Annotated in this window: 18 protein-coding genes; 14 read left to right on the top strand and 4 right to left on the bottom strand. The window is 73.8% G+C overall.

Going from position 1 to position 21,424, the window contains the following annotated elements:
• Positions 1-5: 5 nt before the first annotated feature.
• On the bottom strand, positions 6-2,177 hold the full coding sequence (locus ACTMTU_RS01940) for a DUF1996 domain-containing protein (RefSeq protein ID WP_441261637.1): 2,172 nt from the start codon (positions 2,175-2,177) through the stop codon (positions 6-8).
• A 169-nt stretch (positions 2,178-2,346) separates the two neighbouring features.
• On the opposite strand from ACTMTU_RS01940, the gene ACTMTU_RS01945 reads away from it, so the two are divergent.
• A complete protein-coding gene (locus ACTMTU_RS01945; protein ID WP_441261638.1) occupies positions 2,347-4,134 on the top strand; it encodes a gamma-glutamyltransferase family protein in 1,788 nt (595 codons plus the stop codon).
• Positions 4,135-4,175: 41 nt separating this feature from the next.
• Positions 4,176-4,994, top strand: a complete 819-nt coding sequence (locus ACTMTU_RS01950) for an inositol monophosphatase family protein (RefSeq protein ID WP_441261639.1) — start codon at positions 4,176-4,178, stop codon at positions 4,992-4,994.
• Between the two features lie 463 nt (positions 4,995-5,457).
• On the opposite strand, the gene ACTMTU_RS01955 is transcribed toward ACTMTU_RS01950, so the two are convergent.
• Complete coding sequence (locus ACTMTU_RS01955) at positions 5,458-6,267, bottom strand: nucleotidyltransferase domain-containing protein (protein WP_441261640.1); 810 nt, start codon at positions 6,265-6,267, stop codon at positions 5,458-5,460.
• 87 nt (positions 6,268-6,354) lie between these two features.
• Between ACTMTU_RS01955 and ACTMTU_RS01960 the strand changes: the two genes are divergently transcribed.
• The 4 genes from ACTMTU_RS01960 to ACTMTU_RS01975 all read left to right on the top strand — a co-directional run bounded on the left by ACTMTU_RS01960 (position 6,355) and on the right by ACTMTU_RS01975 (position 10,684).
• A complete protein-coding gene (locus tag ACTMTU_RS01960) occupies positions 6,355-7,770 on the top strand; it encodes a phytoene desaturase family protein (protein ID WP_441261641.1) in 1,416 nt (471 codons plus the stop codon).
• Positions 7,771-8,001: 231 nt separating this feature from the next.
• Positions 8,002-8,535 (top strand): O-acetyl-ADP-ribose deacetylase, encoded by a 534-nt coding sequence (locus ACTMTU_RS01965; protein WP_441261642.1) that lies wholly within the window; start codon positions 8,002-8,004, stop codon positions 8,533-8,535.
• An 82-nt stretch (positions 8,536-8,617) separates the two neighbouring features.
• A complete protein-coding gene (locus ACTMTU_RS01970; RefSeq protein ID WP_441261643.1) occupies positions 8,618-10,093 on the top strand; it encodes an AlkA N-terminal domain-containing protein in 1,476 nt (491 codons plus the stop codon).
• A 15-nt stretch (positions 10,094-10,108) separates the two neighbouring features.
• On the top strand, positions 10,109-10,684 hold the full coding sequence (locus ACTMTU_RS01975; protein ID WP_441261644.1) for a methylated-DNA--[protein]-cysteine S-methyltransferase: 576 nt from the start codon (positions 10,109-10,111) through the stop codon (positions 10,682-10,684).
• Here ACTMTU_RS01975 and ACTMTU_RS01980 read toward each other — a convergent pair.
• Positions 10,603-11,349 (bottom strand): SIR2 family NAD-dependent protein deacylase, encoded by a 747-nt coding sequence (locus tag ACTMTU_RS01980; protein WP_441261645.1) that lies wholly within the window; start codon positions 11,347-11,349, stop codon positions 10,603-10,605. The genes ACTMTU_RS01975 and ACTMTU_RS01980 overlap by 82 nt on opposite strands.
• Positions 11,350-11,496: 147 nt before the next feature.
• On the opposite strand from ACTMTU_RS01980, the gene ACTMTU_RS01985 reads away from it, so the two are divergent.
• Positions 11,497-11,697 (top strand): type II toxin-antitoxin system VapB family antitoxin, encoded by a 201-nt coding sequence (locus ACTMTU_RS01985; RefSeq protein ID WP_189464463.1) that lies wholly within the window; start codon positions 11,497-11,499, stop codon positions 11,695-11,697.
• A 16-nt stretch (positions 11,698-11,713) separates the two neighbouring features.
• Here ACTMTU_RS01985 and ACTMTU_RS01990 read toward each other — a convergent pair whose 3' ends face one another.
• Positions 11,714-12,208 (bottom strand): NUDIX domain-containing protein, encoded by a 495-nt coding sequence (locus ACTMTU_RS01990; RefSeq protein WP_441261646.1) that lies wholly within the window; start codon positions 12,206-12,208, stop codon positions 11,714-11,716.
• A gap of 108 nt (positions 12,209-12,316) precedes the next feature.
• Here ACTMTU_RS01990 and ACTMTU_RS01995 point away from each other — a divergent pair, with 108 nt between their 5' ends.
• The 7 genes from ACTMTU_RS01995 (at position 12,317) to ACTMTU_RS02025 (ending at position 20,863) form a co-directional block, all read left to right on the top strand.
• Positions 12,317-13,450, top strand: coding sequence for a glycerate kinase (locus ACTMTU_RS01995; protein ID WP_441261647.1), 1,134 nt, complete (start codon positions 12,317-12,319; stop codon positions 13,448-13,450).
• A gap of 1,157 nt (positions 13,451-14,607) precedes the next feature.
• On the top strand, positions 14,608-15,408 hold the full coding sequence (locus tag ACTMTU_RS02000) for an ABC transporter ATP-binding protein (RefSeq protein WP_441261648.1): 801 nt from the start codon (positions 14,608-14,610) through the stop codon (positions 15,406-15,408).
• Entirely contained in the window at positions 15,405-16,199 is a 795-nt protein-coding gene (locus ACTMTU_RS02005) for an ABC transporter ATP-binding protein (RefSeq protein ID WP_441261649.1), read from the top strand. Before ACTMTU_RS02000 ends, ACTMTU_RS02005 begins: the two co-directional genes overlap by 4 nt.
• On the top strand, positions 16,196-17,086 hold the full coding sequence (locus ACTMTU_RS02010; protein WP_005309543.1) for a branched-chain amino acid ABC transporter permease: 891 nt from the start codon (positions 16,196-16,198) through the stop codon (positions 17,084-17,086). Before ACTMTU_RS02005 ends, ACTMTU_RS02010 begins: the two co-directional genes overlap by 4 nt.
• Before the next feature lie 175 nt (positions 17,087-17,261).
• A complete protein-coding gene (locus ACTMTU_RS02015; RefSeq protein WP_441261967.1) occupies positions 17,262-18,335 on the top strand; it encodes a branched-chain amino acid ABC transporter permease in 1,074 nt (357 codons plus the stop codon).
• On the top strand, positions 18,332-19,591 hold the full coding sequence (locus ACTMTU_RS02020) for an ABC transporter substrate-binding protein (protein ID WP_441261650.1): 1,260 nt from the start codon (positions 18,332-18,334) through the stop codon (positions 19,589-19,591). Before ACTMTU_RS02015 ends, ACTMTU_RS02020 begins: the two co-directional genes overlap by 4 nt.
• A gap of 429 nt (positions 19,592-20,020) precedes the next feature.
• Complete coding sequence (locus ACTMTU_RS02025; protein WP_441261651.1) at positions 20,021-20,863, top strand: response regulator transcription factor; 843 nt, start codon at positions 20,021-20,023, stop codon at positions 20,861-20,863.
• Positions 20,864-21,424 lie beyond the last annotated feature (561 nt).

Genomic DNA, 21,424 nt, shown 5'->3' on the forward strand with positions numbered 1-21,424 from the left:
CTGCGTCAGCGGTGACGCGGGACCTCGCGGCGGCTGCGTACCCGCAGCAGCACGACGCCCACGATCAGCAGCACGGCCCCGGCGGCCGACGGCCACAACTGCGCGCCGGTCTCGGCCAGTCCGCCCTCCACGGCCTGCGGAGCGGCGTCACCGTTCGGCACCGGGACGTCCGACCCGTTGGCCGTGGCGGGGGCGGTCGTCCCGGCCGGGGCCTTGGGGCTCTGCCCGTCGGCAGCGCGGGCCGGCTCGCTCTGCGCGGTCGAGGGCGCGGCACGGTCGGCGGGCACGCCGGGGGCGTCCGGTTGTGCGGGTGCCTCTGCCGCTTCGGGCCGCGCCCGCTCCGCATCGGGTGTTCCCGGCGCCTGCCCGGCCCCGGCCGCGGGCCTTTCGGCGGCGGGCTGCTCGGTGGCGGGCTTTTCGGCAGGCCGTTCGGCGGGCTCCTCGGCCACGGGCGTCGTCGGCGCCGCCGGTGCCGGATGCGTCGCGGGTTCTTCGGGCGCTGCGGGCGCCGGCACCGGATCGGCGGTGGGCGCGGCGGGACGCGCCGGGGCTTCCGGCTCGTGCTCCGACGGGGCCGGCGCCGGCGAGCCGGTCGGAGCGGCGGTGGCCGTAGCCGGGGCGTCCTTCGGCTCCGGGCCGTCGCCGCCCGGTGCCTGCGCCGGATCGCCGGGGCCGCAGCGGCGCCCCTCGTTGACACAGCTCACCAGCTCCCGCATGAGCTTCTCGTCGAAGACGTTGATGAAGTCACCGTGGTCGGTGACCGGTTTGTGCAGCTGCTCGGGGAACGAGTCGAGCGCGAAGACGGCGGCGGCCGCGCCCTCGAAGACCGGCGGCGGCACGTCGTAGACGATGCGCTGGACGAGCTGCGGAATGGGGAGGAAGCCGCCCGGGCAACGGCCGCTCGCGTCCGTGAAGGCCACATGCGTGCGGTGGTTGGCGCTGTCGGTGTTCCGGCCGTCCCAGCAGCTCTGGAACCTGAAACTGCGCACCACTTTGCTGCCCCGGGGACAGATCGGGTACTTGTCCTTCAGCTGCCGGTCCTCGAAGCCGGTGCAGCTCCAGGAGGCGTTGGCGTTGGCATTGCCGTTGACGAAGGCCTTCGCGTCCCCGGTGATGATCCGCAGGAAGCGCGGCATGGCGGTGACCTTGCCGCGCGGGTTGCCGACGAAGTCGAGCGTCACCTGTGACGGGGTCAGGATCCTGCCGACGTTCCGGTCCTTGCCGCCGCCGTCCGCCTGGGCGTCGTCCTCCGCCTGACCGTTCTGGAGCCGCAGCACGGGCCAGTAGTACGTCGAGCGGTCGCCCTGGTCGCGGCACGTCGTCGCGCCCGCCGCGAGATCCTCGTCCGAGGCGAACGCGTCGTTGGCCTGGTTGCCCACGTAGTCGTGCATGTGGTGGGCGCCGTTGCTCACTCCCGGAGCGACGATGACGTTGTCCGGGTTGAACTTGCCGTTCGCGTTGACACCGCAGTCCGTGGTGAACGTGCCGCGGGAGGCGCCGCGCAGCCGCGGGGGATCCTGCACGTTCGGGGCCACGGTGCTGATGTCGGCGAAGTCGGACGCCTCGGGGCCGTTGCCCGCCTGGCCGCCGTTGCCTCCCTGCCCGTCGCCCTGTCCGCCGCCGCCTTCCTGTCCGCCGTCGCCTCCGCCGTCGCCTCCCGGTCCGGCTCCGTCGGCGTCGTCCGCGCCATCGGTCTGCAAGGTGCAGGGAGCGAGTGCCCGCAGATCCTGCGGCCGTTGCCCGGTGATCCGGCCGATGGCTTCCGCGATGCGGTCGATGCCCGCTTCCCGCTTGCTCCGGAGGGGCCCGAGGATCGCGTTCTGCGCGAACCGCGGATCCCGTTCGATCTGTTCCCTCTCGTCGGCGAACCGCTGGTAGGCCTCGGTGATCTGGCTGTCCATCGTCGCCAGTTCGCGGTCGACCTCCGCCCTGGCCGCTTCCGGCACCTCCGGCAGCGCGTTCGCGACCTCCGGGCACTTGACCGTCGCCGGCACGGGTCCGGCGCCGAGGGTCCCCGGCTGCTCCTGCCCGGCCCCGCCCGGCCAGGGGCCCTGTCCCTCACCGGCGGCGGCATAGGAGTTGACCGCGATGAGACCGCCGCCGGCGAGGATGAGGGCGATCGAGGCGGCAGCCGTGCGTCTGCCTGCTCGCGGACGTCTTCGCGTTGTTCGTCCCATGGAGAACTCCATCTGCTGCATGGTCAAGTGGGGGCATGACGGCGTCCGGAAAGGGGCACGTCCAGTTCCATACGCGCGGGACGGGCGACGTGTTCAACGCCGCCTGAACTCGTGCCCGACCAGGGCGGTTCTGGTCGGTCCGGACGAACAACGAGGTGAGAGGGGCCCTATGTTCACGACCCGGCCGACGCTCCAGGGGACTTTCGGGATGGTGTCCTCCACGCACTGGCTCGCCTCGCAGTCCGCGATGGCCGTGCTCGAGCGGGGCGGCAACGCCTACGACGCCGCCGTGGCCGCCGGGTTCGTGCTCCACGTCGTCGAGCCGCATCTGTGCGGGCCCGCCGGCGAGGTGCCGGTCATCGTCGCGCCGGCCGGCGGCGAGGTGCGCGTGCTGTGCGGCCAGGGCGTCGCGCCCGCCGGGGCCGGCATCGCGTACTACCGCTCGCTCGGCCTCGAACTGGTCCCCGGCACCGGGCCTCTGGCCGCCGCCGTGCCGGGCGCGTTCGACGCGTGGATGGTCCTGCTGCGCGACCATGGCACCAAGTCCCTCGCCGAGGTGCTGCATTACGCCATCGGCTACGCCGAGCACGGACACCCTCCGGTCGAGCGGCTCCGCGAGACGGTGGAGACCGTACGGGGGCTCTTCGAGACCGAATGGACCTCGTCCGCCGAGGTGTACCTGCCCGGCGGGCAGGCCCCCGCCCCCGGCACGCTGTTCCGCAACCTCGCCCTCGCCGCCACCTGGCGGCGGCTGATCGCGGAGGCGGAGGCCGCCGCTTCCGACCGGACCGGGCAGATCGAGGCCGCGCGGGAGGTATGGCGCAACGGTTTCGTCGCCGAGGCGCTCGTCCGCCAGGCCGGGCGGCCCACCATGGACACCAGCGGCACCCGCCACACCGGGACCCTCACTGCGGCGGACCTGGCCGGCTGGTCGGCCACGTACGAGGCACCGGTCACCTACGACTGGAACGGCTGGACCCTGTGCAAGGCGGGCGGGTGGAGCCAGGGGCCCGCGTTCCTCCAGCAACTGGCCCTGCTGCCGCCGGAACTGCCCGCCTACGGCTCCGCCGAGTACGTCCACCTGCTCGTCGAGGGCTGCAAACTGGCGATGGCGGACCGGGAGGCCTGGTACGGCGACGCGGCCGAGGTCCCCCTCCGCGATCTGCTGTCCGAGCCCTACAACAGGGCCCGTCGCGCGCTCGTCGGCGACAAGGCCTCCTACGACCTGCGACCCGGCAGCCCCGGCGGACGCACCCCCGTCATGAGCCCCCGTGCCGCCGACGTGCTGGACGACGGCGGCGGCGCCGGCGCGTTGGGAGCGGGGGAGCCGACCGTGGCACGGGACGGCGCGGTCCAGGGCGACACCTGCCACCTCGACATCGTCGACCGATGGGGCAACATGGTCGCGGCCACCCCCAGCGGCGGCTGGCTGCAGTCCAATCCCGTGGTACCGGAACTGGGCTTCCCGCTCGGCACGCGACTCCAGATGACCTGGCTCGAGCCGGGCCTGCCGAACTCCCTCACGCCCGGCCGCCGCCCGCGCACCACCCTGACCCCCTCGCTGGCGCTGCGCGACGGCGTGCCCGTGATGGCGTTCGGCACCCCGGGCGGCGACCAGCAGGACCAGTGGCAGCTGCACTTCTTCCTCGCCGTCGCGCTGCGGCCCCCGGTGCGCGGCGGATACGACCTCCAGGGCGCCGTCGACGCTCCCAACTGGCACAACGACGCCTTCCCCGGCTCGTTCTACCCGCGCGGCATGCGGCCCGGCAGCGTCACCGTCGAATCCCGCACGCCCCCGGAGGTGGTGGCCGGGCTGCGTGAGCGCGGACACGACGTCACCGTGGGCGGGCCCTGGTCGGAGGGCAGACTCTGCGTGGTCGCACGCGACCCCCGCACCGGAGTGCTCTCCGCCGCGGCGAACCCCAGGGGAATGCAGGGTTACGCGGTGGGACGCTGACCGCCTCCCTCGATGTCGGCCGGGCATGATTGTCTGAGGACATGATCGATGACTTTCTGACCGGGGATCTGTCCGATGTCGAGGAGGCGGTCCGCAAGGCGGCGGCAGCCGAGATCGTGCCGCGCTACCGCCGGCTCGCCGCGCACGAGGTCGACGAGAAGACCGGCCCGCACGACCTCGTCACGATCGCCGACCGCAGCGCGGAGGAGCACCTCACCGCCTCGCTCACGGCGCTCGTGCCGGGCTCCGTCGTCGTCGGCGAGGAGGCCGTGCACGCGGACCCGGCCGTCGCCGACGCACTGCACGGCGACGCGCCCGTGTGGATCGTCGACCCGGTCGACGGCACCCGCCAGTTCGTGCGCGGCGAGCCCGGGTTCTGCACGCTCGTCGCGCTCGCGGTGCGCGGCGAACTGCTCGCCTCGTGGACGTACGCTCCGGTGCTCGACGAGTTCGCCGTCGCCGTGCGCGGTGGAGGAGCCCGGCTCAACGGCGAGCCGCTGAGGTCCGGTTCGCCCGCTCCCGGCTCGGTGCTGCGGGTCGCGATGTCCCATCCCGACTACACCACCCCGGAGCAGAAGCGCGCGCTGCTCGGGCTCGCAGAGCCCGGCGTCGAGGCCAGGCCCTGCGGCTCGGCGGGCCTCGAGTACCTGGACGTCGCACGCGGCGACCTGGACGCGGTGGCGTTCTCCTGGGAGCTCGCGTGGGACCACGCGGCCGGTCTGCTCCTGGTGACGGAGGCGGGCGGCGCGCATCTCACCGTCGCCGGCGAGCCCTTCCGCATCACGGGCCCCAACGTCCTCCCGTTCACGGCGGCCCGCGACGAGGCCACGGCCCGCCGGATCCGCGAACTCCTTACCTGACGCGACGGGCCACGGCCCCGGCCCCGGACCCCGTCGGCTCCCGCCCGGGCCCCCGCCGGCTCCGGACCGCCCGCCCGGAGCCCCGCAGGCTCCCGCCCGGTCCGCCCCGGTCGGTGCCCCGCCGGACCCCGTCGGGTCCGGCCCGCCCGGAACCCCGCCGGCCCCCGCCGGACTCCGTCGGGTCCGGCCCGCCCGGCCGGGCACCGACCGGGGCGGGCCGCGTGGTCGCCCACGTTCGGCGACCGCGCCGGGCGACGCGTCCCGGCCGCCCGACGGCCGTCTGTCTGCGTCGGGTCACAGGGCCGGCCCTGCTCGCAAGGCCGGCTGCTGCGGCCGTTCCGCGAGTCTGATGCCGCTCCCGCCTGCTCCGCCGGAGAACGGCCCCGTCCGAAGCCCGCCTGCGGGCCGACGCAAGGCCGGCCCGACGGCAAGGCGGGACCCGACCCCCCTCGGCCGGCCCGTCTCAGGCCGGGGCGTCCGCGGCCAGCAGGGTCCTGGTCTCCCGGACCAGCGCGGCCGCGGACGCCACCGCGGCCGGGTCCAGGCCGGTCAGGGCCGCGGACACGCGGGCGGCGAAGTCCGCGGGCATGCCCGGGAGCGCCGCGGCCGCCGCCAACGCGCCCTTCTCGTTGAGGCACCACACCCGGTGGTGGGCGTGCACGGCCTGCACCAGCACCCCGAACGCACGTGACAGGCACAGCGCCACATGCAGCGTGTCCGCCGCCCCGGCGGACTTCGCCGCGGCGGCAACCGAGAAGTCCGCCTCCCACGCCGCGTCGACCAGCGCGCGGCGCAACGGCTCCGGATACCCCTGTGTCCGCTCCCGCAGCGCCGTCAACTCGCCCGCCGGGTCGGCCAGTACGCGGCACAGCGCGACCTCACCCACGTACGCGGGCGACCAGAAGCCCAGCGGGTGCCCCGGCTGGACGCCCGTCTCGAACCGCCCGGCCCAGCACTCCGCCCGGACCCGTTCGACCCGGTCGAGGTCCCGCAGGATCCAGTCCACCGCCACGCCGTTCACCGAGAGCCACGCGCCGCCGTTCACCCACGGCCCCCAGCCGCCGGGCCCGGCCACCTCCACCGGCTCTCCCGCCACGCCCGACGCCAGGGCCGCCAGGGCGGCGACGTCGACCTCGCCCCGGTAGTAGACACCGAGATCCCAGTCGGAGTCGGGCCGGTGGGTGCCCCGAGCGCGGCTGCCGCCGAGCGCCACCGCACGCACACCGGGCACCTCGGCGAGCCGCGCCGCCATGTCTTCGATCGTGTTGTTCATCGCGCACGGACGGTACTCCGCCCGCGATGACGGTGCCCGGGAATATCCTTGGGTCTCTTGGCCGTCGGCTGACGAAGGAGTCCGAAGGTGCCGTCGATGCTCGATGCCGTCGTCGTGGGAGCCGGCCCCAACGGGCTGACCGCCGCGGTCGAACTGGCCCGCCGCGGCTTCTCGGTCGCCGTCCACGAAGCCATGGACACCGTCGGTGGCGGTGCCAGGACGGAGGAACTGACCCTCCCCGGTTTCCGTCACGACCCGTGTTCCGCCGTCCACCCGCTCGGCGTCGGCTCGCCCGCCTTCCGCGCGATGCCCCTCGAGCGGCACGGCCTGACCTGGCTGCACCCCGAACTGCCACTCGCCCATCCGTTCCCGGACGGCACGGCGGCCGTGCTCAGCCGCTCGGTCGGCGAGAGCGCCATGTCTCTGGGCGCGGCGGACGCCGGCTCGTACCGCCGTCTCCTCGCGCCCTACCTCGGCCACTGGGAAAGCATCGCCGCGGACTTCCTGCGCACGCCCTGGGACGGGCTGCCCATCGACCCGTACCGCTACGTCCGCTTCGGCCTGGACGCGATCCGGCCCGCGAGCATGCTCGCCCGCCGCTTCCGCGGCGAGAAGGCCCGCGGTCTGCTCGCCGGGCTCGCCGCGCACGCCATCGCCCCCACCAGCGGCATCGCCACCGGAGGAATCGCCCTGCTGTTCGCGCTGGCCGCGCACGAGGTCGGCTGGCCCGTCCCGCGCGGCGGCTCGCAGGCCATCTCGGACGCCCTCGCCTCCTACCTGCGCTCCCAGGGCGGCACTATCCACACGGGCAGCGCGGTCCGGCGGCTCGACGAGCTCCCGCCGGCCCGGGCGTACGTCTTCGACACCTCACCGACCGCACTCGCCAGGATCGCCGGCCTCGGCCAGGCGTACTGGCGCTACCGGTACGGCGCCTCCGCGTTCAAGATCGACTACGCGCTGTCGGGGCCGATGCCGTGGCGGGCCAAGGAGGCCAGGGCCGCGGGGACCGTGCACATCGGCCCCACGGCGGCCGAGATCGAGAGCGCCCTCGGCGCGGCCGTCTCCGGGCGGCCCCCCGAGGTCCCGTTCCTCATCACCGCCCAGCCGAGCGTGACCGACCCGACCAGGGCGCCCGAAGGCAAGCACGTCCTGTGGGCGTACGGCCATGTCCCGGCCGGCTGGGAAGGCGACGCGACCGAGGTCGTCGAACGCCAACTGGAGCGCTTCGCGCCGGGCTTCCGCGACCTGGTCCTCGCCCGCGCCGTCGCCGGCCCTCCCGAGATCGCCGCGCGCAACGCCAACTACGTCGGCGGTGACATCGCCTGCGGCGCCTTCTCCGGGCTCCAGACCGTCATCCGCCCCAAGCTGGCCCGCGTCCCTTACGCGACCGCCCACCCCGCCGTCTTCATCTGCTCCTCGGCGACCCCGCCCGGCCCCGGCGTCCACGGCATGTCGGGCCACCACGCGGCGAAGGCGGTGTGGCGCCGACTGCGGCAGCGCTGAACGGAACGCCGAGCCCGGGCGAGCGCGCTGCGCCACGCCGGCGACGCCGCCCGTCCGCCGAAACACCGGCGGCGCGCCCGCCTGCTCACCGGTGAGCCGCTCGCTGCCCGTGTCGTGCCCCACGACGCGTGCCTCGCCGCGGTCGCCGCCCTCGCCGACGAGCGGGCAGGCCCCGGAAGCGGTCGCGTGCCGGATCATGAAGGGGCGGCGCCGGGAAGGATGATGGGGTCCATGACGCAGAGCGCACCGACCGTCACCCTCGTCCGCGGTGACATCACCGAGCAGCACGCCGACGCGATCGTCAATGCCGCCAACTCCTCGCTGCTCGGCGGCGGGGGAGTCGACGGCGCGATCCACCGCAAGGGCGGCCCCGAGATCCTCGCCGCGTGCAGGGCCCTGCGTGCCTCCCACTACGGCAAGGGGCTTCCGACCGGGCAGGCCGTCGCCACCACGGCCGGACGCCTCGACGCGGAGCACGTCATCCACACCGTCGGGCCGGTCCACAGCGCCTCCGAGGACCGCTCGGCGCTGCTCGCCTCCTGCTACCGCGAGTCGCTGCGCGTCGCGGCGGAGCTGGGCGCGCGGACCGTGGCGTTCCCGGCGATCTCCACGGGCGTCTACGGGTGGCCCATGGACGACGGCGCCAGGATCGCCGTCCGGACCGTCCGCGAGGCCGCCGCGGCGCCGGTCGAAGAGGTGCGGTTCGTCCTGTTCGACGACAGCGCCTACGCGGCCTTCGAATCGGCCCTCGCATCTCCCGCCTGAGCCGCGCCGAGGCCCAGGCAGCCGGACGCTGATGTCGGATTCCTGCCAGCCACCCGTCCCCGGCACCCGCCATCCTTGAGGCATGCACACCGACACCGAGCGATGCGTGCGCGCCGTCCGTTCCAAGGACGCGCGGTTCGACGGATGGTTCTTCACCGCCGTGCTGACCACCCGGATCTACTGCCGTCCCAGCTGCCCGGTGGTGCCGCCGAAGGCCGAGAACATGGTCTTCTACCCGAGCGCCGCCGCCTGCCAGCAGGCAGGTTTCCGGGCGTGCAAGCGGTGCCGTCCCGACACCAGCCCCGGCTCGCCCGAATGGAACGCCCGGGCCGACGCCGTCGCACGGGCCGTCCGGCTCATCCAGGACGGTGTGGTCGACCGTGAGGGCGTGCCCGGCCTGGCGGCCCGGCTCGGCTACTCGACCCGGCAGGTCGAGCGCCAGCTGCTCGCCGAGCTCGGCGCGGGGCCGCTCGCCCTGGCCCGGGCGCAGCGCGCGCAGACGGCGCGGCTGCTCATCGAGACGACGCCGCTGCCGATGGCGGAGGTCGCCTTCGCGGCGGGCTTCTCCTCGATCCGCACGTTCAACGACACCGTCCGCGAGGTCTTCGCGCTCGCCCCGGGCGAGCTGCGGGCGAGGGCCGCCCGCGGGCGGGTTGCTGCCACGCCGACGCCCGGCGTGATCGCGCTCAGGCTCCCGTACCGCGCACCGCTCGAGCCCGGCAACCTCTTCGGGCATCTCGCGGCGACCGGCGTGCCCGGCGTGGAGGAGTGGCGGGACGGCGCGTACCGGCGCACGCTCTCCCTCCCGTACGGGCACGGCATCGTCTCCCTCGCCCCGCGCCCCGACCACATCGCCTGCCGGCTGTCGCTGACCGACCCGCGCGATCTCACCATCGCGATCAGCCGATGCCGCTGGATGCTCGACCTGGACGCCGACCCGGTCGCCGTGGACGACCAGCTGCGCGACGATCCTCTGCTGGCGCCGCTGGTCGGCAAGGCGCCCGGCCGACGGGTGCCGCGCACGGTCGACGCGGCCGAGTTCGCCGTACGGGCCGTGCTCGGCCAGCAGGTCTCCACGGCCGCCGCCCGCACCCACGCGGGCCGCCTCGTCCGGGCGCACGGCATGCCCGTGGAGGACCCGGAGGGCGGCCTGACCCACCTTTTCCCCGCGCCGGAGGCGCTGGCGTCCCTCGACCCGGAGGCCCTGGCGCTGCCCCGCAGCCGCCGGACGACCCTGACCACGCTCGTCGCCGCCCTCGCCGACGGCACGCTGAAGCTCGACCCCGGCAGCGACTGGGACAAGGCGCGCGCCCAGCTCGCCGGCCTGCCCGGCTTCGGCCCCTGGACCGTGGAGGTCATAGCGATGCGCGCCCTCGGCGATCCCGACGCCTTCCTTCCCACCGACCTCGGCATGCGGCGCGCCGCCGCCGCACTCGGCCTGCCGTCCACGCCCGCCGCCCTCACCGGACGCGCGGCCGCCTGGCGGCCGTGGCGGGCCTACGCGGTCCAGTACCTGTGGGCGTCGGACGACCACCCCATCAACCACCTTCCCGCGTAAGGAGACCGAACAGACATGACGACCCGGCAGCACACCGTCGTCGACAGCCCGTACGGCCCGCTGACCCTCGTCGCCACCGACGGCGTGCTCAGCGGGCTGTACATGACCGAGCAGCGGCACCGCCCCGCGGAGGAGACCTTCGGCGAGGAGGACGAGCGGCCGTTCGGCGAGACGATCCGCCAGCTCGAGGCCTACTTCGCCCGCGAACTCACCGAGTTCGACCTGCCGATGCACTTCACGGGCACACCCTTCCAGCGCGGCGTGTGGGAGCAGCTGTGCCGGATCCCGTACGGGCAGACCCGCACCTACGGCGAACTCGCGGAGAACCTCGGCAACCGGGGAGCGTCCCGCGCCGTGGGTCTCGCCAACGGCAAGAACCCGATCGGCATCATCGTGCCCTGCCACCGCGTCATCGGCTCGTCCGGCAGCCTCGTCGGCTACGGCGGCGGCCTCGACCGCAAGCAGCGGCTGCTCACGCTCGAACGCGGCGGCTACGACGACACGCTCTTTCAGCCCGCGAGCCGCTCCAGCAGCGCGGGCAGCGCCGTCCCGATGGGCTCCCGTACGACCTCGTCGGCCAGCTCGTCATAAGGCGTCGGCTCGGCGTTCACGACGATCAGCCGGGCCCCGTGCTCGGCCGCGACACCGGCGAGGCCCGCGGCCGGCTGGACCTGGAGGCTGGTGCCGACGGCGACGAAGACCTGGCAGGCCTTGGTGACCGCGACGGCCTGACCCAGTACCGCCGGGTCGAGGCGCTGGCCGAACATCACGGTCGCCGACTTCAGGATCCCGCCGCACTCCAGGCACGGCGGGTCGTCCTCACCGGCCTCCACACGGGCGAGGGCGTCCTCCATCCGTCCGCGCGCATGGCACTTGGTGCACACGAAACTCCGTGCGCTGCCGTGCAGTTCGAGGACCTTGCGGGCGGGCAGCCCGGCGAGCTGGTGCAGGCCGTCCACGTTCTGCGTGATCACCCGCACCGGCACCCCGGACCGCTCGAGGTCGACGACCGCCCGGTGCGCCGCGTTCGGCTCGGCGTTCAGTGTCCGGTTCTTGCGCCGCATCTGCCACGACCGCCGCCGGATCTCCGGATCAGCCATGTAGTACTGGTACGTGACGAGCTTCTGCGCCTCCGGATCCCGCCGCCACAGCCCGTTGGGCCCGCGATAGTCAGGGATCCCGGAATCGGTGGAGACACCGGCGCCACTGAGGATGGCGACGAGGGGCCGGTCATGGCGCGAGGTCGCTTCTGCCATTGCTCTGCTCCGTGGAGTGCCGGCGTCCCCTCACAACCGCGCCTGCCGGTGCCGCGCCCGGATCGCGAGGGCTGTCATATGTCCGAATGTACGCAGACGGCGCCACCGGTGGCGAACGGTTTGCGCGCCGGTGCTACCGTCCCGCCCATGGCGAAGGTCACGATCAGTCTGGATGCCGAACTCGTCGTCGAGGTCATGGTGCTGGCGGGCGTGGGCAGTCCGCAGGACGCCGTCGAACTGGTCGTGCGCGACTACATTGCGCGGGGCCACCGCACGGAGGCGCGGGTGGCCGCGCGCGACGAGCCCCAGGGCAAGCGCGACGTCCAGCCGCCGGATCCCCAGGCGTGACCTGCGGGGCGACCGGTCAGGACACGGGCGGCAGCCCGTTCACCAGCTCGACCGTCCCGGTCCCCGCCTCCAGCGCGTCGAGGGCGGCCCGTACCCGGTGCCTGAGCGAACCGAGCAGATACCGGGGAAGGTCATCCCTGGCCACCAGCCGCCAGGAGACCAGTTCCTCCTCCTGGAGCCGGATCGTCTTGAGACGTTCCTCCGTGAGCACACCACCGTCGTACACGTACGCGGTGATCGGCGGTCGGCCCTCGCCCGGCACCCAGTCGACCACGAGCAGCGCTCCCGGCTCGACGTCGAGCCCGATCTCCTCCGCCGTCTCCCGCCGGGCGGCCTCGCGCGGGGTCTCGCCCCGATCGGACTCGATGGTGCCGCCCGGGAGCGTCCAGCCCTTGCGGTAATTGGGCTCCACCAGCAGCACGAGGCCCTCGTCGTTCCGCAGCAGCATGGCGGCCCCGGCGAGGACGCGGGGCAGGGAAGCGATGTACGCGGCGTAGTCGGAGGTGGTCACGGCACGCAGCGTAGGACACACGGCGTACAAGCGGGACTGGCATGCCCTCCGGTGCTGCCGATAAGGTCGGGGCGGCGCGACTGCCTGTTCGATAGCAAGGGATGCAAGGTGACGGACGGAGCAGTTACTCAGCCCGCGCGGGTGCTCGTCGCGGCTGACAAGTTCAAGGGCTCGCTCACGGCCGTACAGGTCGCGGAGCGGGTGACGGCCGGCCTGCGGCGGGTCCTGCCCGGGCTGGAGGTCGAGGCCCTGCCCGTCGCCGACGGCGGCGACGGCACGGTCGCGGCGGCGGTCGCCGCGGGCTTCGAACGCCGCGAGGTGCAGGTCACGGGGCCACGCGGGGAGTCACTGACCGCGGCGTACGCCCTCCGGGACGGCACCGCGGTGGTCGAGATGGCCGAGGCCTCCGGCCTCCAGCACCTGCCGGCCGGCGTCTTCGCGCCGCTGACCGCCACGACGTACGGTTCCGGGGAACTCCTGCTCGCCGCGCTCGACGCGGGCGCGCGCACGATCGTCTTCGGTGTCGGCGGCAGTGCCACCACCGACGGCGGCGCGGGAATGCTCGCCGCGCTCGGCGCGCGCTTCCTCGACGCCTCCGGAGCGCCGGTGCCGCCCGGCGGGGGAGGCCTGCGCGAACTGGCGACGGCCGATCTGTCGGGGCTCGACGCCCGCCTCAAGGACGTCGACCTGATCCTCGCCAGCGACGTCGACAACCCGCTGACGGGCCCGAAGGGCGCGCCGGCGGTGTACGGGCCCCAGAAGGGCGCCACGCCGGACGACGTGGCCCTCCTCGACGAGGCCCTCGCGCACTACGCGTCCGTCCTCGGCCCCGAACACGCGGACTCGCCCGGCGCGGGCGCGGCGGGCGGCATCGGCTACGGCGCGCTCGTCGCGCTCGGCGCGAGCTTCCGGCCCGGCATCGAGGTCATGCTCGACGTCCTCGGTTTCGCCCCCGCGCTGGAGAGGGCGACCCTCGTCATCACCGGCGAGGGCTCCCTGGACGAGCAGACCCTCCACGGCAAGGCCCCGGCGGGCGTCGCGGCGGCGGCCCGAGCCCGCGGCATCGAGGTCGTCGCGGTCTGCGGCCGCCTGGCCCTCCCCCCGGAGGCCCTGGGCCACGCGGGCATCCGCCGCGCGTACGCCTTGTCGGCGCTCGAACCGGACCCGGCGAAGTCCATGTCCCAGGCGGGCCCCCTCCTGGAACGCGTGGCGGAGTCGATCGCACGCGACTTCCTGACCTGACCGCGCCCCCCCCGAATCCGGTCAGGCCCCGGCCCCCACGGGGGCTGACGCCCGCTCCCCCTCCCGGGGAGAGGGACTGCTGGTGGGTGCTGGCGCCCCCACTCCGGGACGGCAGCTCCGCGCCGCGTGCGCACGGCCTCGGACGTCCTGGCAGCGCCGGGCCGGCCCCGGTCGGGATGCGGGCCCAGCCCCCCGGGCCCTCCTTTCCCGGGGAGGGGGAAGGTTGGGGTGGGCTGACGCCCCCACACCCCCAGGCCGGTAGCTTGACGCCGCGTGAGGCCCCTGCGGCCCCGGCGCCCTGCCCGGGACGATCACGCTCCGGCGCGCAACGGGCCGGGACGGACCCCGGTTGGGATGAGGGCCCGGTCCCCCACGGGGCCCGGCTCCGCACGGGGGCTGGCGCCCCCAGCACCCTCCCCTGCCGGAGAGAGCTTTGTGGGTGCTGGCGCCCCCACACCCCTGGGGCGGCAGCTTCGCGCCGCGTGAGGCCTCTGCCGCCCCCGCTGCGGACAGCGGTCCGGGCGGGGACGGCTGCGCCACGCGGTGCCCGACTCGGGCTGTCGCCACCCCAAGTCAGGACCGCTGTCCCGCATGGAGCGACCACCGGCCTGACGGATCTGCACGCCGCGACGCACCCCTGCGGGACCACGGTCCGTTGGGTCCGGCGGGAGGGGGGTGGGGTCGTAGGAGGGGGGTGTCCGGAAGTAAAGCGTCGCAACTCGCGCGAAGCGCGGTGAGGACAGCCATTCCGGGCACCCCCCTCCGGAGGCCCCGCCCCCCGCACCACCCACCCGGCCCGGGGCCCAACCCGGGGATGTCACGCACTCGACCGGGCAACGCCCGCCGGCGCAGCGCACTCGACGGGCAACGCCCCCAGGCGCAACGCCTCCGTGCCCGGCACGCCCGACCCCGGGCCGGCCATGCCCGCACGCGCGCCCTCTCCCGGCCGGGCCTCGCCCCGGGGACCGGCACGTGACCCGCGGAGCGCCACGCCGCCGGGGCACGGCGTGTCGGCTGTGCCCGTGCACAACGTGGCTGTCCCGCCGCTGGTCAGGCGCAGCGAGTCCCGTGACAGCCGTGGACCGCGCACGCCGCCCGATGCTGGTGTGGCCCCGAGAGGCGAGCCGACCGTTGGCGAGCCGGACAAGGGGTTGCGTATGGCCGCCGCGTTGGAGGTGCGGGCGCTGTCCGTGGGGTACGGGCCCGTGCGGGCGTTGCGGGACGTCTCCGTCGAGGTGCCCGAGGGTGCCGTCGTCGCCGTGCTCGGCGGCAACGGTGCCGGCAAGTCCACCCTGCTGCGAGCGGTGTCACGCACACTGCCGTTCCAGCGTGGGCAAGTCACCGCCGGAAGCATCAGTTTCGAGGGCCGTCCGCTGGACGGCCTCAGCGCCGCCCGGGTCGTGGCGGCCGGAGTCGTCCAGGTGCCGGAGGGCCGCCAGGTCTTCGCACGGATGACCGTGGCGGACAATCTGCGGGCCGGCACGCTCGGGGTGCGCGGGCGGCGGGAGTCCGCCGCCGCACTCGCCCGCGTGCACGAGCTGTTCCCCGTGCTGGCCGACCGCGCCCAGCAGAAGGCCGGTCTCCTGTCCGGCGGTGAACAGCAGATGCTCGCGATGGGACGTGCGCTCATGGCACGCCCCCGGCTGCTGCTCCTCGACGAGCCCTCGCTGGGCCTCGCCCCGCTCATGGCGGCGAGGATCGCCGAGACGATCAAGGAGATCAACGCCGCGGGCACGCCCGTGATGCTCGTGGAGCAGAACGCGGCGATCGCCCTGCGACTGGCTTCGAGGGCCTATGTCCTGGACGTCGGCGAGGTCGCGCTCGAGGGACCGGCCGACGAGCTGGCGGCATCGGACGAGGTCCGGCGCCGTTATCTCGGGGTCGTCGACGAGGACGCCGCACAGGACGCCGTGCAGGCGCAGGACGCCGCGCCGACGCTGCGGAGGTGGTCCGCGTGAACGCGACGACGACCACGGCGATCGCACCGCTCGTCGTCGAGGAGGTGACGGTCCGCTTCGCGGGTCTCACCGCACTGGACGGGGTGTCCTTCACCGTCGAGCCGGGCAGTGTGCACGCCGTCATCGGACCGAACGGGGCCGGCAAGTCCACCACGTTCAACGTGCTCTCGGGTGTGTACAGGGCGACGGAGGGCAGTGTCCGCTTCGGCGACGACGAGCTGACCGGTCTGCCGCCGCACCGCATCGCGGCCCTCGGTGTCGCCCGTACCTTCCAGAATCTCGCGCTGCCGCCCCGGGCGACGGTCGCCGACAGCCTGCTCCTCGGCCGGCACCGGCTCACCCGTACCGGGTTCGTCGCGGCGGGGCTGCGGCTGCCGTCGGCGGCCCGCGAGGAACGCCGGCACCGCGAACGCGTCGCGGAGATCGCCGAGTTCGTCGGCCTCGCGGACGACCTCGACCGGCCCGCCGGTGAACTCCCTTACGGAAAGCAGAAACTCGTGGAACTGGCCCGCGCCCTGTGCATGGAGCCGCGGATCCTGCTCCTCGACGAGCCCGTCGCGGGCATGACCGCCGACGAACGGCGGCAGACCGCCGCGGTCGTCGCGGGCGTCCGCGACAGCCTCGGCATATCGATCGTGCTCGTGGAACATGACATGGGGGTGGTGATGCGGCTCGCGGACGCCGTGACCGTGCTCGACTTCGGACGCCGTATCGCGGGCGGTACGCCCGCCGAGGTACAGGGTGATCCGGCGGTAGTGCAGGCGTACCTCGGTACGGAGGCCACGCCATGACCACGTTCACAGAACTTCTCCTCGGCGGGCTGTCCATCGGCTCCGTCTACGCGCTGATCGCCCTCGGCTTCGTCGTCATCTTCAAGGCGACGGAGGTCGTCAACTTCGCCCATGCCTCGCTGCTCCTGGCGGGCGGCTACATCACCGCGGTCCTCCACGACGACCTCGGCTTCTGGCCGGCGCTGGCCGTAGGGATCGCCGGCGCGGCGGTCGTCGGCTCCGCCGTCGACTTCCTGGTCATGCGCCGTTACCGGGGTTCCGACCACAGCGTCCTCGCCATCGTCACGATCGGTGTGGACATCCTGCTGACGACCGAGCTCACCCGGCTGATCGGCACGGACGTGATGGCGCTCGGCGACCCCTGGGGCGACCGGGTGGTGAACCTCGGCGAGATCACGATCGCGCAGACCCGGATCGCGGCGTTCGTCGCCGCGGCGCTGCTCATCACGGCGTTCCTGCTCGCCTTCCGCTACACCTCCTGGGGTGTGGCGATGCGGGCCGCGGCCGAGAACCCGCAGACGGCCGCGCTGATGGGCGTACGCCTCGGACGGGTCTCGATGTCGGCCTGGGCGGTCGCCGGCGCGCTCGCCGCGGTCGCCGCGCTGTTCCTGACGGTCTTCCCGACGCCGGGTCTGGAACGGGCCACCTCACTCGCCGCCCTCAAGGCGTTCCCCGCCGCGATCCTCGGAGGGCTGGACTCGACGACGGGTGCCCTGGCGGGTGGTCTGATCGTCGGGGTCACGGAGTCGTTCGCGACGGGCTACCAGAGCGAACTGACGTTCCTGGGCGGGGGGATCGGGGATCTCGCCCCGTATCTGGTGATGCTGCTCGTGCTGTTGGCGCGGCCCGCCGGACTCTTCGGCACGAAGGAGCTCGCCCGTGTCTGACAACGACCGCCCCGGCTCCGCCGAGGCCGCAGAGCGCGTCGGGACCGCGAAGCCGTCCGTCCCCGCCCCGTCGGGCGAGGCCGCCGCGCCGGTGAAGACCGCCGACGCCGCTCCCGTACCGCCCGGCGGTACGGAGCCCGCGAAGGCCGCGTCCGAGGCCGCCCCTCCCGGCCGGGTGACCGGCGTACGGCAGGGGCCGCCATGGCGGCGCCCCCGCGCGTACCTGTGGTGCGCCCTGTCGCTCCTGCTCCTCGCGCTGCCCTTCTATCTCGACCGCTTCTGGCTCCAGGCAGGCCTCTTCGCCATGGCCGCCGCGATCGGCGCCATCGGCATCAACCTGCTCACCGGCGCGACGGGGCAGCTCTCCATGGGGCACGCCTTCTTCCTGGCCATCGGCGCGTACGGCTACTGCGTCCTGGCCGGCGGCAACGACGTGGAGAGCGGCCACGAGCTGGCCGGTCTCGGCCTGCCGACGTGGCTGGCGGCCGTGCTCGCGGTACTCCTCGCGGGCCTGGCGGGCGGGGTGTTCAGCCCCATCGCCGGCCGGCTGCGCGGGGCGTACCTCGGTATCGCCACGCTCGCGCTGATCTTCGTCGGCCAGCATGTGCTGTTCAACGCCCGCGACCTGACCGGCGGTTTCAACGGCCGCGCCGTACCCCCGCTCTCCCTCTTCGGATTCGAGTTCGACGACAGCGAGCTCCTCGTCGCCGCCGTCCCGTTCCAGTCCATGGAGAAGCTCTGGTACGCCGCGCTCGTCGCCCTCCTGGTGTGCGGCCTCTTCGCCCGCGGAGTGCTCCGCGGCCGCCCCGGCAGGGCGATGAACGCCCTGCGGGACCACCGCATCGCCGCCGGCGTGATGGGCGTGCCGGTCGCCCGCTACCGGGCCGCCGTCTTCGTCCTGTCCTCGATGTACGCGGGTCTCGCCGGCGTCCTGCTGGCCCTGATCTTCCAGCGGACCGTGCCGGAGTACTTCGGCATGATCCTGTCCCTCGAGTACCTGGCCATGATCGTCATCGGCGGTCTCGGCTCGGTCGCGGGAGCCGTCGTCGGCGCGATCTTCGTGTCGCTGCTCCCCCAGGTCCTCACCCGCTGGAGCGACGCCCTGCCCCTGGTCTCCGCACCGGGCACCGGCGGCGTGTCCCCCGGGGAGGCCTCCCGCTATCTGTACGGCGCGGCTGTCGTCGCGGTCGTGCTGTTCCTGCCCGGCGGACTCACCCGCCTCGTTCCGTCCCCTCGGGAGAAGAAATGAAGTCAAGAACGTACGCGGCGGTCCTCGCCGTCCTCGCGCTGACGGTGACGGCCGGTTGCAGCAGCAAGGCCACCAGCGGCGACGGTGACACCAACGGCGCCGGGGGAATCAAGACCGACAAGGGGGTCACCGACAAGGCGATCACGCTCGGTGTGCTCACCGACATGACGGGCGTGTACGCGTCCCTCGGCAAGAGCGTCACCCAGGCCCAGCAGCTGTGGGCGAAGCAGACCAACGCGGCCGGCGGCATCTGCGACCGGCAGATCGAGCTGACGGTCCGTGACCACGGCTACGACCCGCAGAAGGCCGTCGCCGGCTACACCGAGCTGGAGCCGAAGGTGCTCGGCTTCGCGCAGTTCATCGGCTCGCCGTTCGTCGCGGCCGTCAAGGAGCGCGTCAACGGCCAGGACAAGGGGCTCGTACTGCCCCAGGCGTGGTCCGCGAACCTGCTGGGCAGCCCGTACGTCCGGGTCCTCGGCGCCACGTACGACGTCGAGACGATCAACGCCGTCGACTACCTCCTCGCCGAGAAGCGCATCGCCAAGGGCGACAAGATCGGTCACGTCTTCTTCGAGGGCGACTACGGCGAGAACGCGCTGGCCGGCTCCAAGTACGCGGCCCAGAAGGCGGGCCTCACGGTCGTGGAGCAGAAGATCAAGCCGACGGACAACGACATGTCGGCGCAGGTCGCGGCCCTGAAGAAGGCGGGCGTCAAGGCGATCCTGCTCAGCGCGGGTCCCCGGCAGGCGGCGTCCCTGGCCGGTGTGGCGGCGGCGGGCGGCTTCAACGTCCCGATCGTCGGCAACAACTCCGCATTCGCGCCGCAGCTGCTGGCGACGCCGGCGGGTCCGGCGCTCGCCAAGGACTTCTACATCGCCTCCTCCACGCTCCCGATCGGCGCGCCGGAGCCCGGGCCGTCGAAGCTGGCCAAGGAGTACGCGGCCGAGTACCCGAAGGACGGCCTCGACAACGGTGTGGTCGCCGGCTACACGGCGGCGACGGTCTTCGGCGAGGCGCTGAAGAAGGCGTGCGCCGACAAGGATCTGACGCGGGAGGGCGTCGACAAGGCGCTGCTGACGCTCAACGCGTACAAGAGCGACTTCGGCATCACCCACGACCTCTCGGACCCGGCGGCGCCGTCCACCCGTGAGAGCTTCATCATGAAGCCGGACAAGTCCGTGCCGGGCGGCCTGAAGGTGGTCCGGCCGGGGACGGCGTCGGAGGCGGCGAAGTCCTTCCAGCCGTCGGCGTCGTAGCCCGTCACATCGCCGCTCGCCGCTCGCCCCTCGTCCCCCGGCTCATGGGGGCGAGGGGCGAGGGCGTCCCGTGGCGACGGCTACGGCCACCGCGACGGGGAGTTCTCGCCGCTGGGAACGAGTCTGTCCGCCCCCGGGCGGCGCCGCGGGCGGCACCGACGAGTCGCCGGAAGCGGCGAACCGCACATCTCCGGTCGCGGGGCGAGGCCTGCCGCCTTCGGTCCGAACCCCCGTGGCGGACCGCCGGCGCGCCGACCCCGCCAGAACTATCGCCGAGCCGGCTCACCCTCGCCATGGGGACAACTGCGTATTGACGGCCGGACATCCGCTGGCCACGGTCCGCTCCGCTACGGCAAGCTGCTCCGTACGCCACGCTCGATCGCCGCGTGGCGCCCTCTGCCCAGGCAGGGGGACGCGAAAGGCAGAGGGATGTCCGACCCGGCAGTAAACGACTACGCACGCATGCTGGAACTCGCCGTGAGTCTCCTGGAGACCAGGGACCCGGATCATCTGTGGCGTGCTGTGGCGGAGGAACTGATGCGCGCGCTCGGCGGCGAGGTGGTGGTCGCCAAGGACTCCGAGTGGGCTGCGGACGACGGGCCCGTGCGGGCGTGGCGAAGAGGCGCGGGCAGCGCGGCGGAGGTTCCCTCGCGCCGGGCCGTACGCCTCATCCGCGAGGGCTACCCCTTCGCCGGGCACTACGGCACCGTGCAGGACCGCGCACCCCGCACGGCGGCCCAGCTCACCGGCGCCCGGTGGCGGAACAGCGAGACCGCGAGCGTCCTCCGCCAGTGCCTCGGCACCGATCACATGCTGGGCCTGCCCCTGCCCGGCCGGAGCCGGCCGGTGCGGGGTTTCCTGATCCACCGCGCCGGCCCCGACTTCGACGAGCGGGCCCTGCGGTACGCGGTGGCCGTCCAGCCGCTGCTGCGCGCGGCCGCGGCCCAGCACGAACTGCTCAGCGGCTACGCGACGCCTGGCATGTCGGGCGGAGACGGCGGTGCGGCATGCCCGTCCGGCGCACGGGCGTCCGATCTCGGCCTCACCCCGCGCGAGACCGCGGTCCTGCGACTGCTCGCCGAGGGCCTGCCCGCGCAGACCATCGGCCGTCGACTGCATGTGTCGGTGCGGACCGTGCACAAGCATCTGCAGAGCATCTACCGGAAGCTGGAGGCTCCGGACCGTCTCAGCGCCGTGCTGCACGCGCAGCGGCTCGGCCTGCTCGACCCGGACGTCCCGCGCGACGTACCGGCGCCCGCATGCAGCGGGTGAGGGCGCGGCGCGTGCAACGGGCGAGGCCCGGATGCGGAAGGCATACGGGCCTCGACACGATCAGGACGTGCCGCAGAGGGTGTGGGATCAGCGTCCGTCGCCGGGCCGGTCGTCCGGGCCGCACTTGTCCGGGGTCAGGTCGTACTGCACGCAAGCGGTGACCTTCACGACGTAGTTGCTCGTGGAGGAGTCGCTGTACGTGGTCTCTCCCCGGCCCTTCGTGTTCCAGAGGCGGTCGCGGCTGGAGCGGGCATCTCCACCCTGCTGCTGGTGCCGATGATCCTTTTCACCTGACCCAGTCCCGGCAGGTGTCCTGGATACCGCCGCTGACCTGGCCGATGCTGGTCGGCCCGGCGATCGTGCGGCCATCGGCGCTCTCGGGGCCCTTCTGGACCGGCCACGGGCGGGTCGACTCTCGCCGGCGGCCGTCGCTCTGCCGTTGCCGGCCGTGCCGCAGATCGGCCTGGTCGGCCTCTCCTTGGCCAAGCCGCCCTTCCTGGACCGCTACATCCTGTTCAGCATGCTGGGGGAAAGCCCGAGGGCCCGGACCGAATCGGATTC

This window comes from Streptomyces sp. OZ13, assembly GCF_052068155.1.
GTDB lineage: Bacteria > Actinomycetota > Actinomycetes > Streptomycetales > Streptomycetaceae > Streptomyces.

Bases quoted from the DNA above. Each gene is read 5' to 3' on its own strand.
- ACTMTU_RS01940 (WP_441261637.1), bottom strand. From the start codon at position 2,177: ATGGGACGAACAACGCGAAGACGTCCGCGAGCAGGCAGACGCACGGCT.
- ACTMTU_RS01945 (WP_441261638.1), top strand. From the start codon at position 2,347: ATGTTCACGACCCGGCCGACGCTCCAGGGGACTTTCGGGATGGTGTCC.
- ACTMTU_RS01950 (WP_441261639.1), top strand. From the start codon at position 4,176: ATGATCGATGACTTTCTGACCGGGGATCTGTCCGATGTCGAGGAGGCG.
- ACTMTU_RS01955 (WP_441261640.1), bottom strand. From the start codon at position 6,267: ATGAACAACACGATCGAAGACATGGCGGCGCGGCTCGCCGAGGTGCCC.
- ACTMTU_RS01965 (WP_441261642.1), top strand. From the start codon at position 8,002: ATGACGCAGAGCGCACCGACCGTCACCCTCGTCCGCGGTGACATCACC.
- ACTMTU_RS01970 (WP_441261643.1), top strand. From the start codon at position 8,618: ATGCACACCGACACCGAGCGATGCGTGCGCGCCGTCCGTTCCAAGGAC.
- ACTMTU_RS01975 (WP_441261644.1), top strand. From the start codon at position 10,109: ATGACGACCCGGCAGCACACCGTCGTCGACAGCCCGTACGGCCCGCTG.
- ACTMTU_RS01980 (WP_441261645.1), bottom strand. From the start codon at position 11,349: ATGGCAGAAGCGACCTCGCGCCATGACCGGCCCCTCGTCGCCATCCTC.
- ACTMTU_RS01985 (WP_189464463.1), top strand. From the start codon at position 11,497: ATGGCGAAGGTCACGATCAGTCTGGATGCCGAACTCGTCGTCGAGGTC.
- ACTMTU_RS02000 (WP_441261648.1), top strand. From the start codon at position 14,608: ATGGCCGCCGCGTTGGAGGTGCGGGCGCTGTCCGTGGGGTACGGGCCC.
- ACTMTU_RS02010 (WP_005309543.1), top strand. From the start codon at position 16,196: ATGACCACGTTCACAGAACTTCTCCTCGGCGGGCTGTCCATCGGCTCC.
- ACTMTU_RS02020 (WP_441261650.1), top strand. From the start codon at position 18,332: ATGAAGTCAAGAACGTACGCGGCGGTCCTCGCCGTCCTCGCGCTGACG.
- ACTMTU_RS02025 (WP_441261651.1), top strand. From the start codon at position 20,021: ATGTCCGACCCGGCAGTAAACGACTACGCACGCATGCTGGAACTCGCC.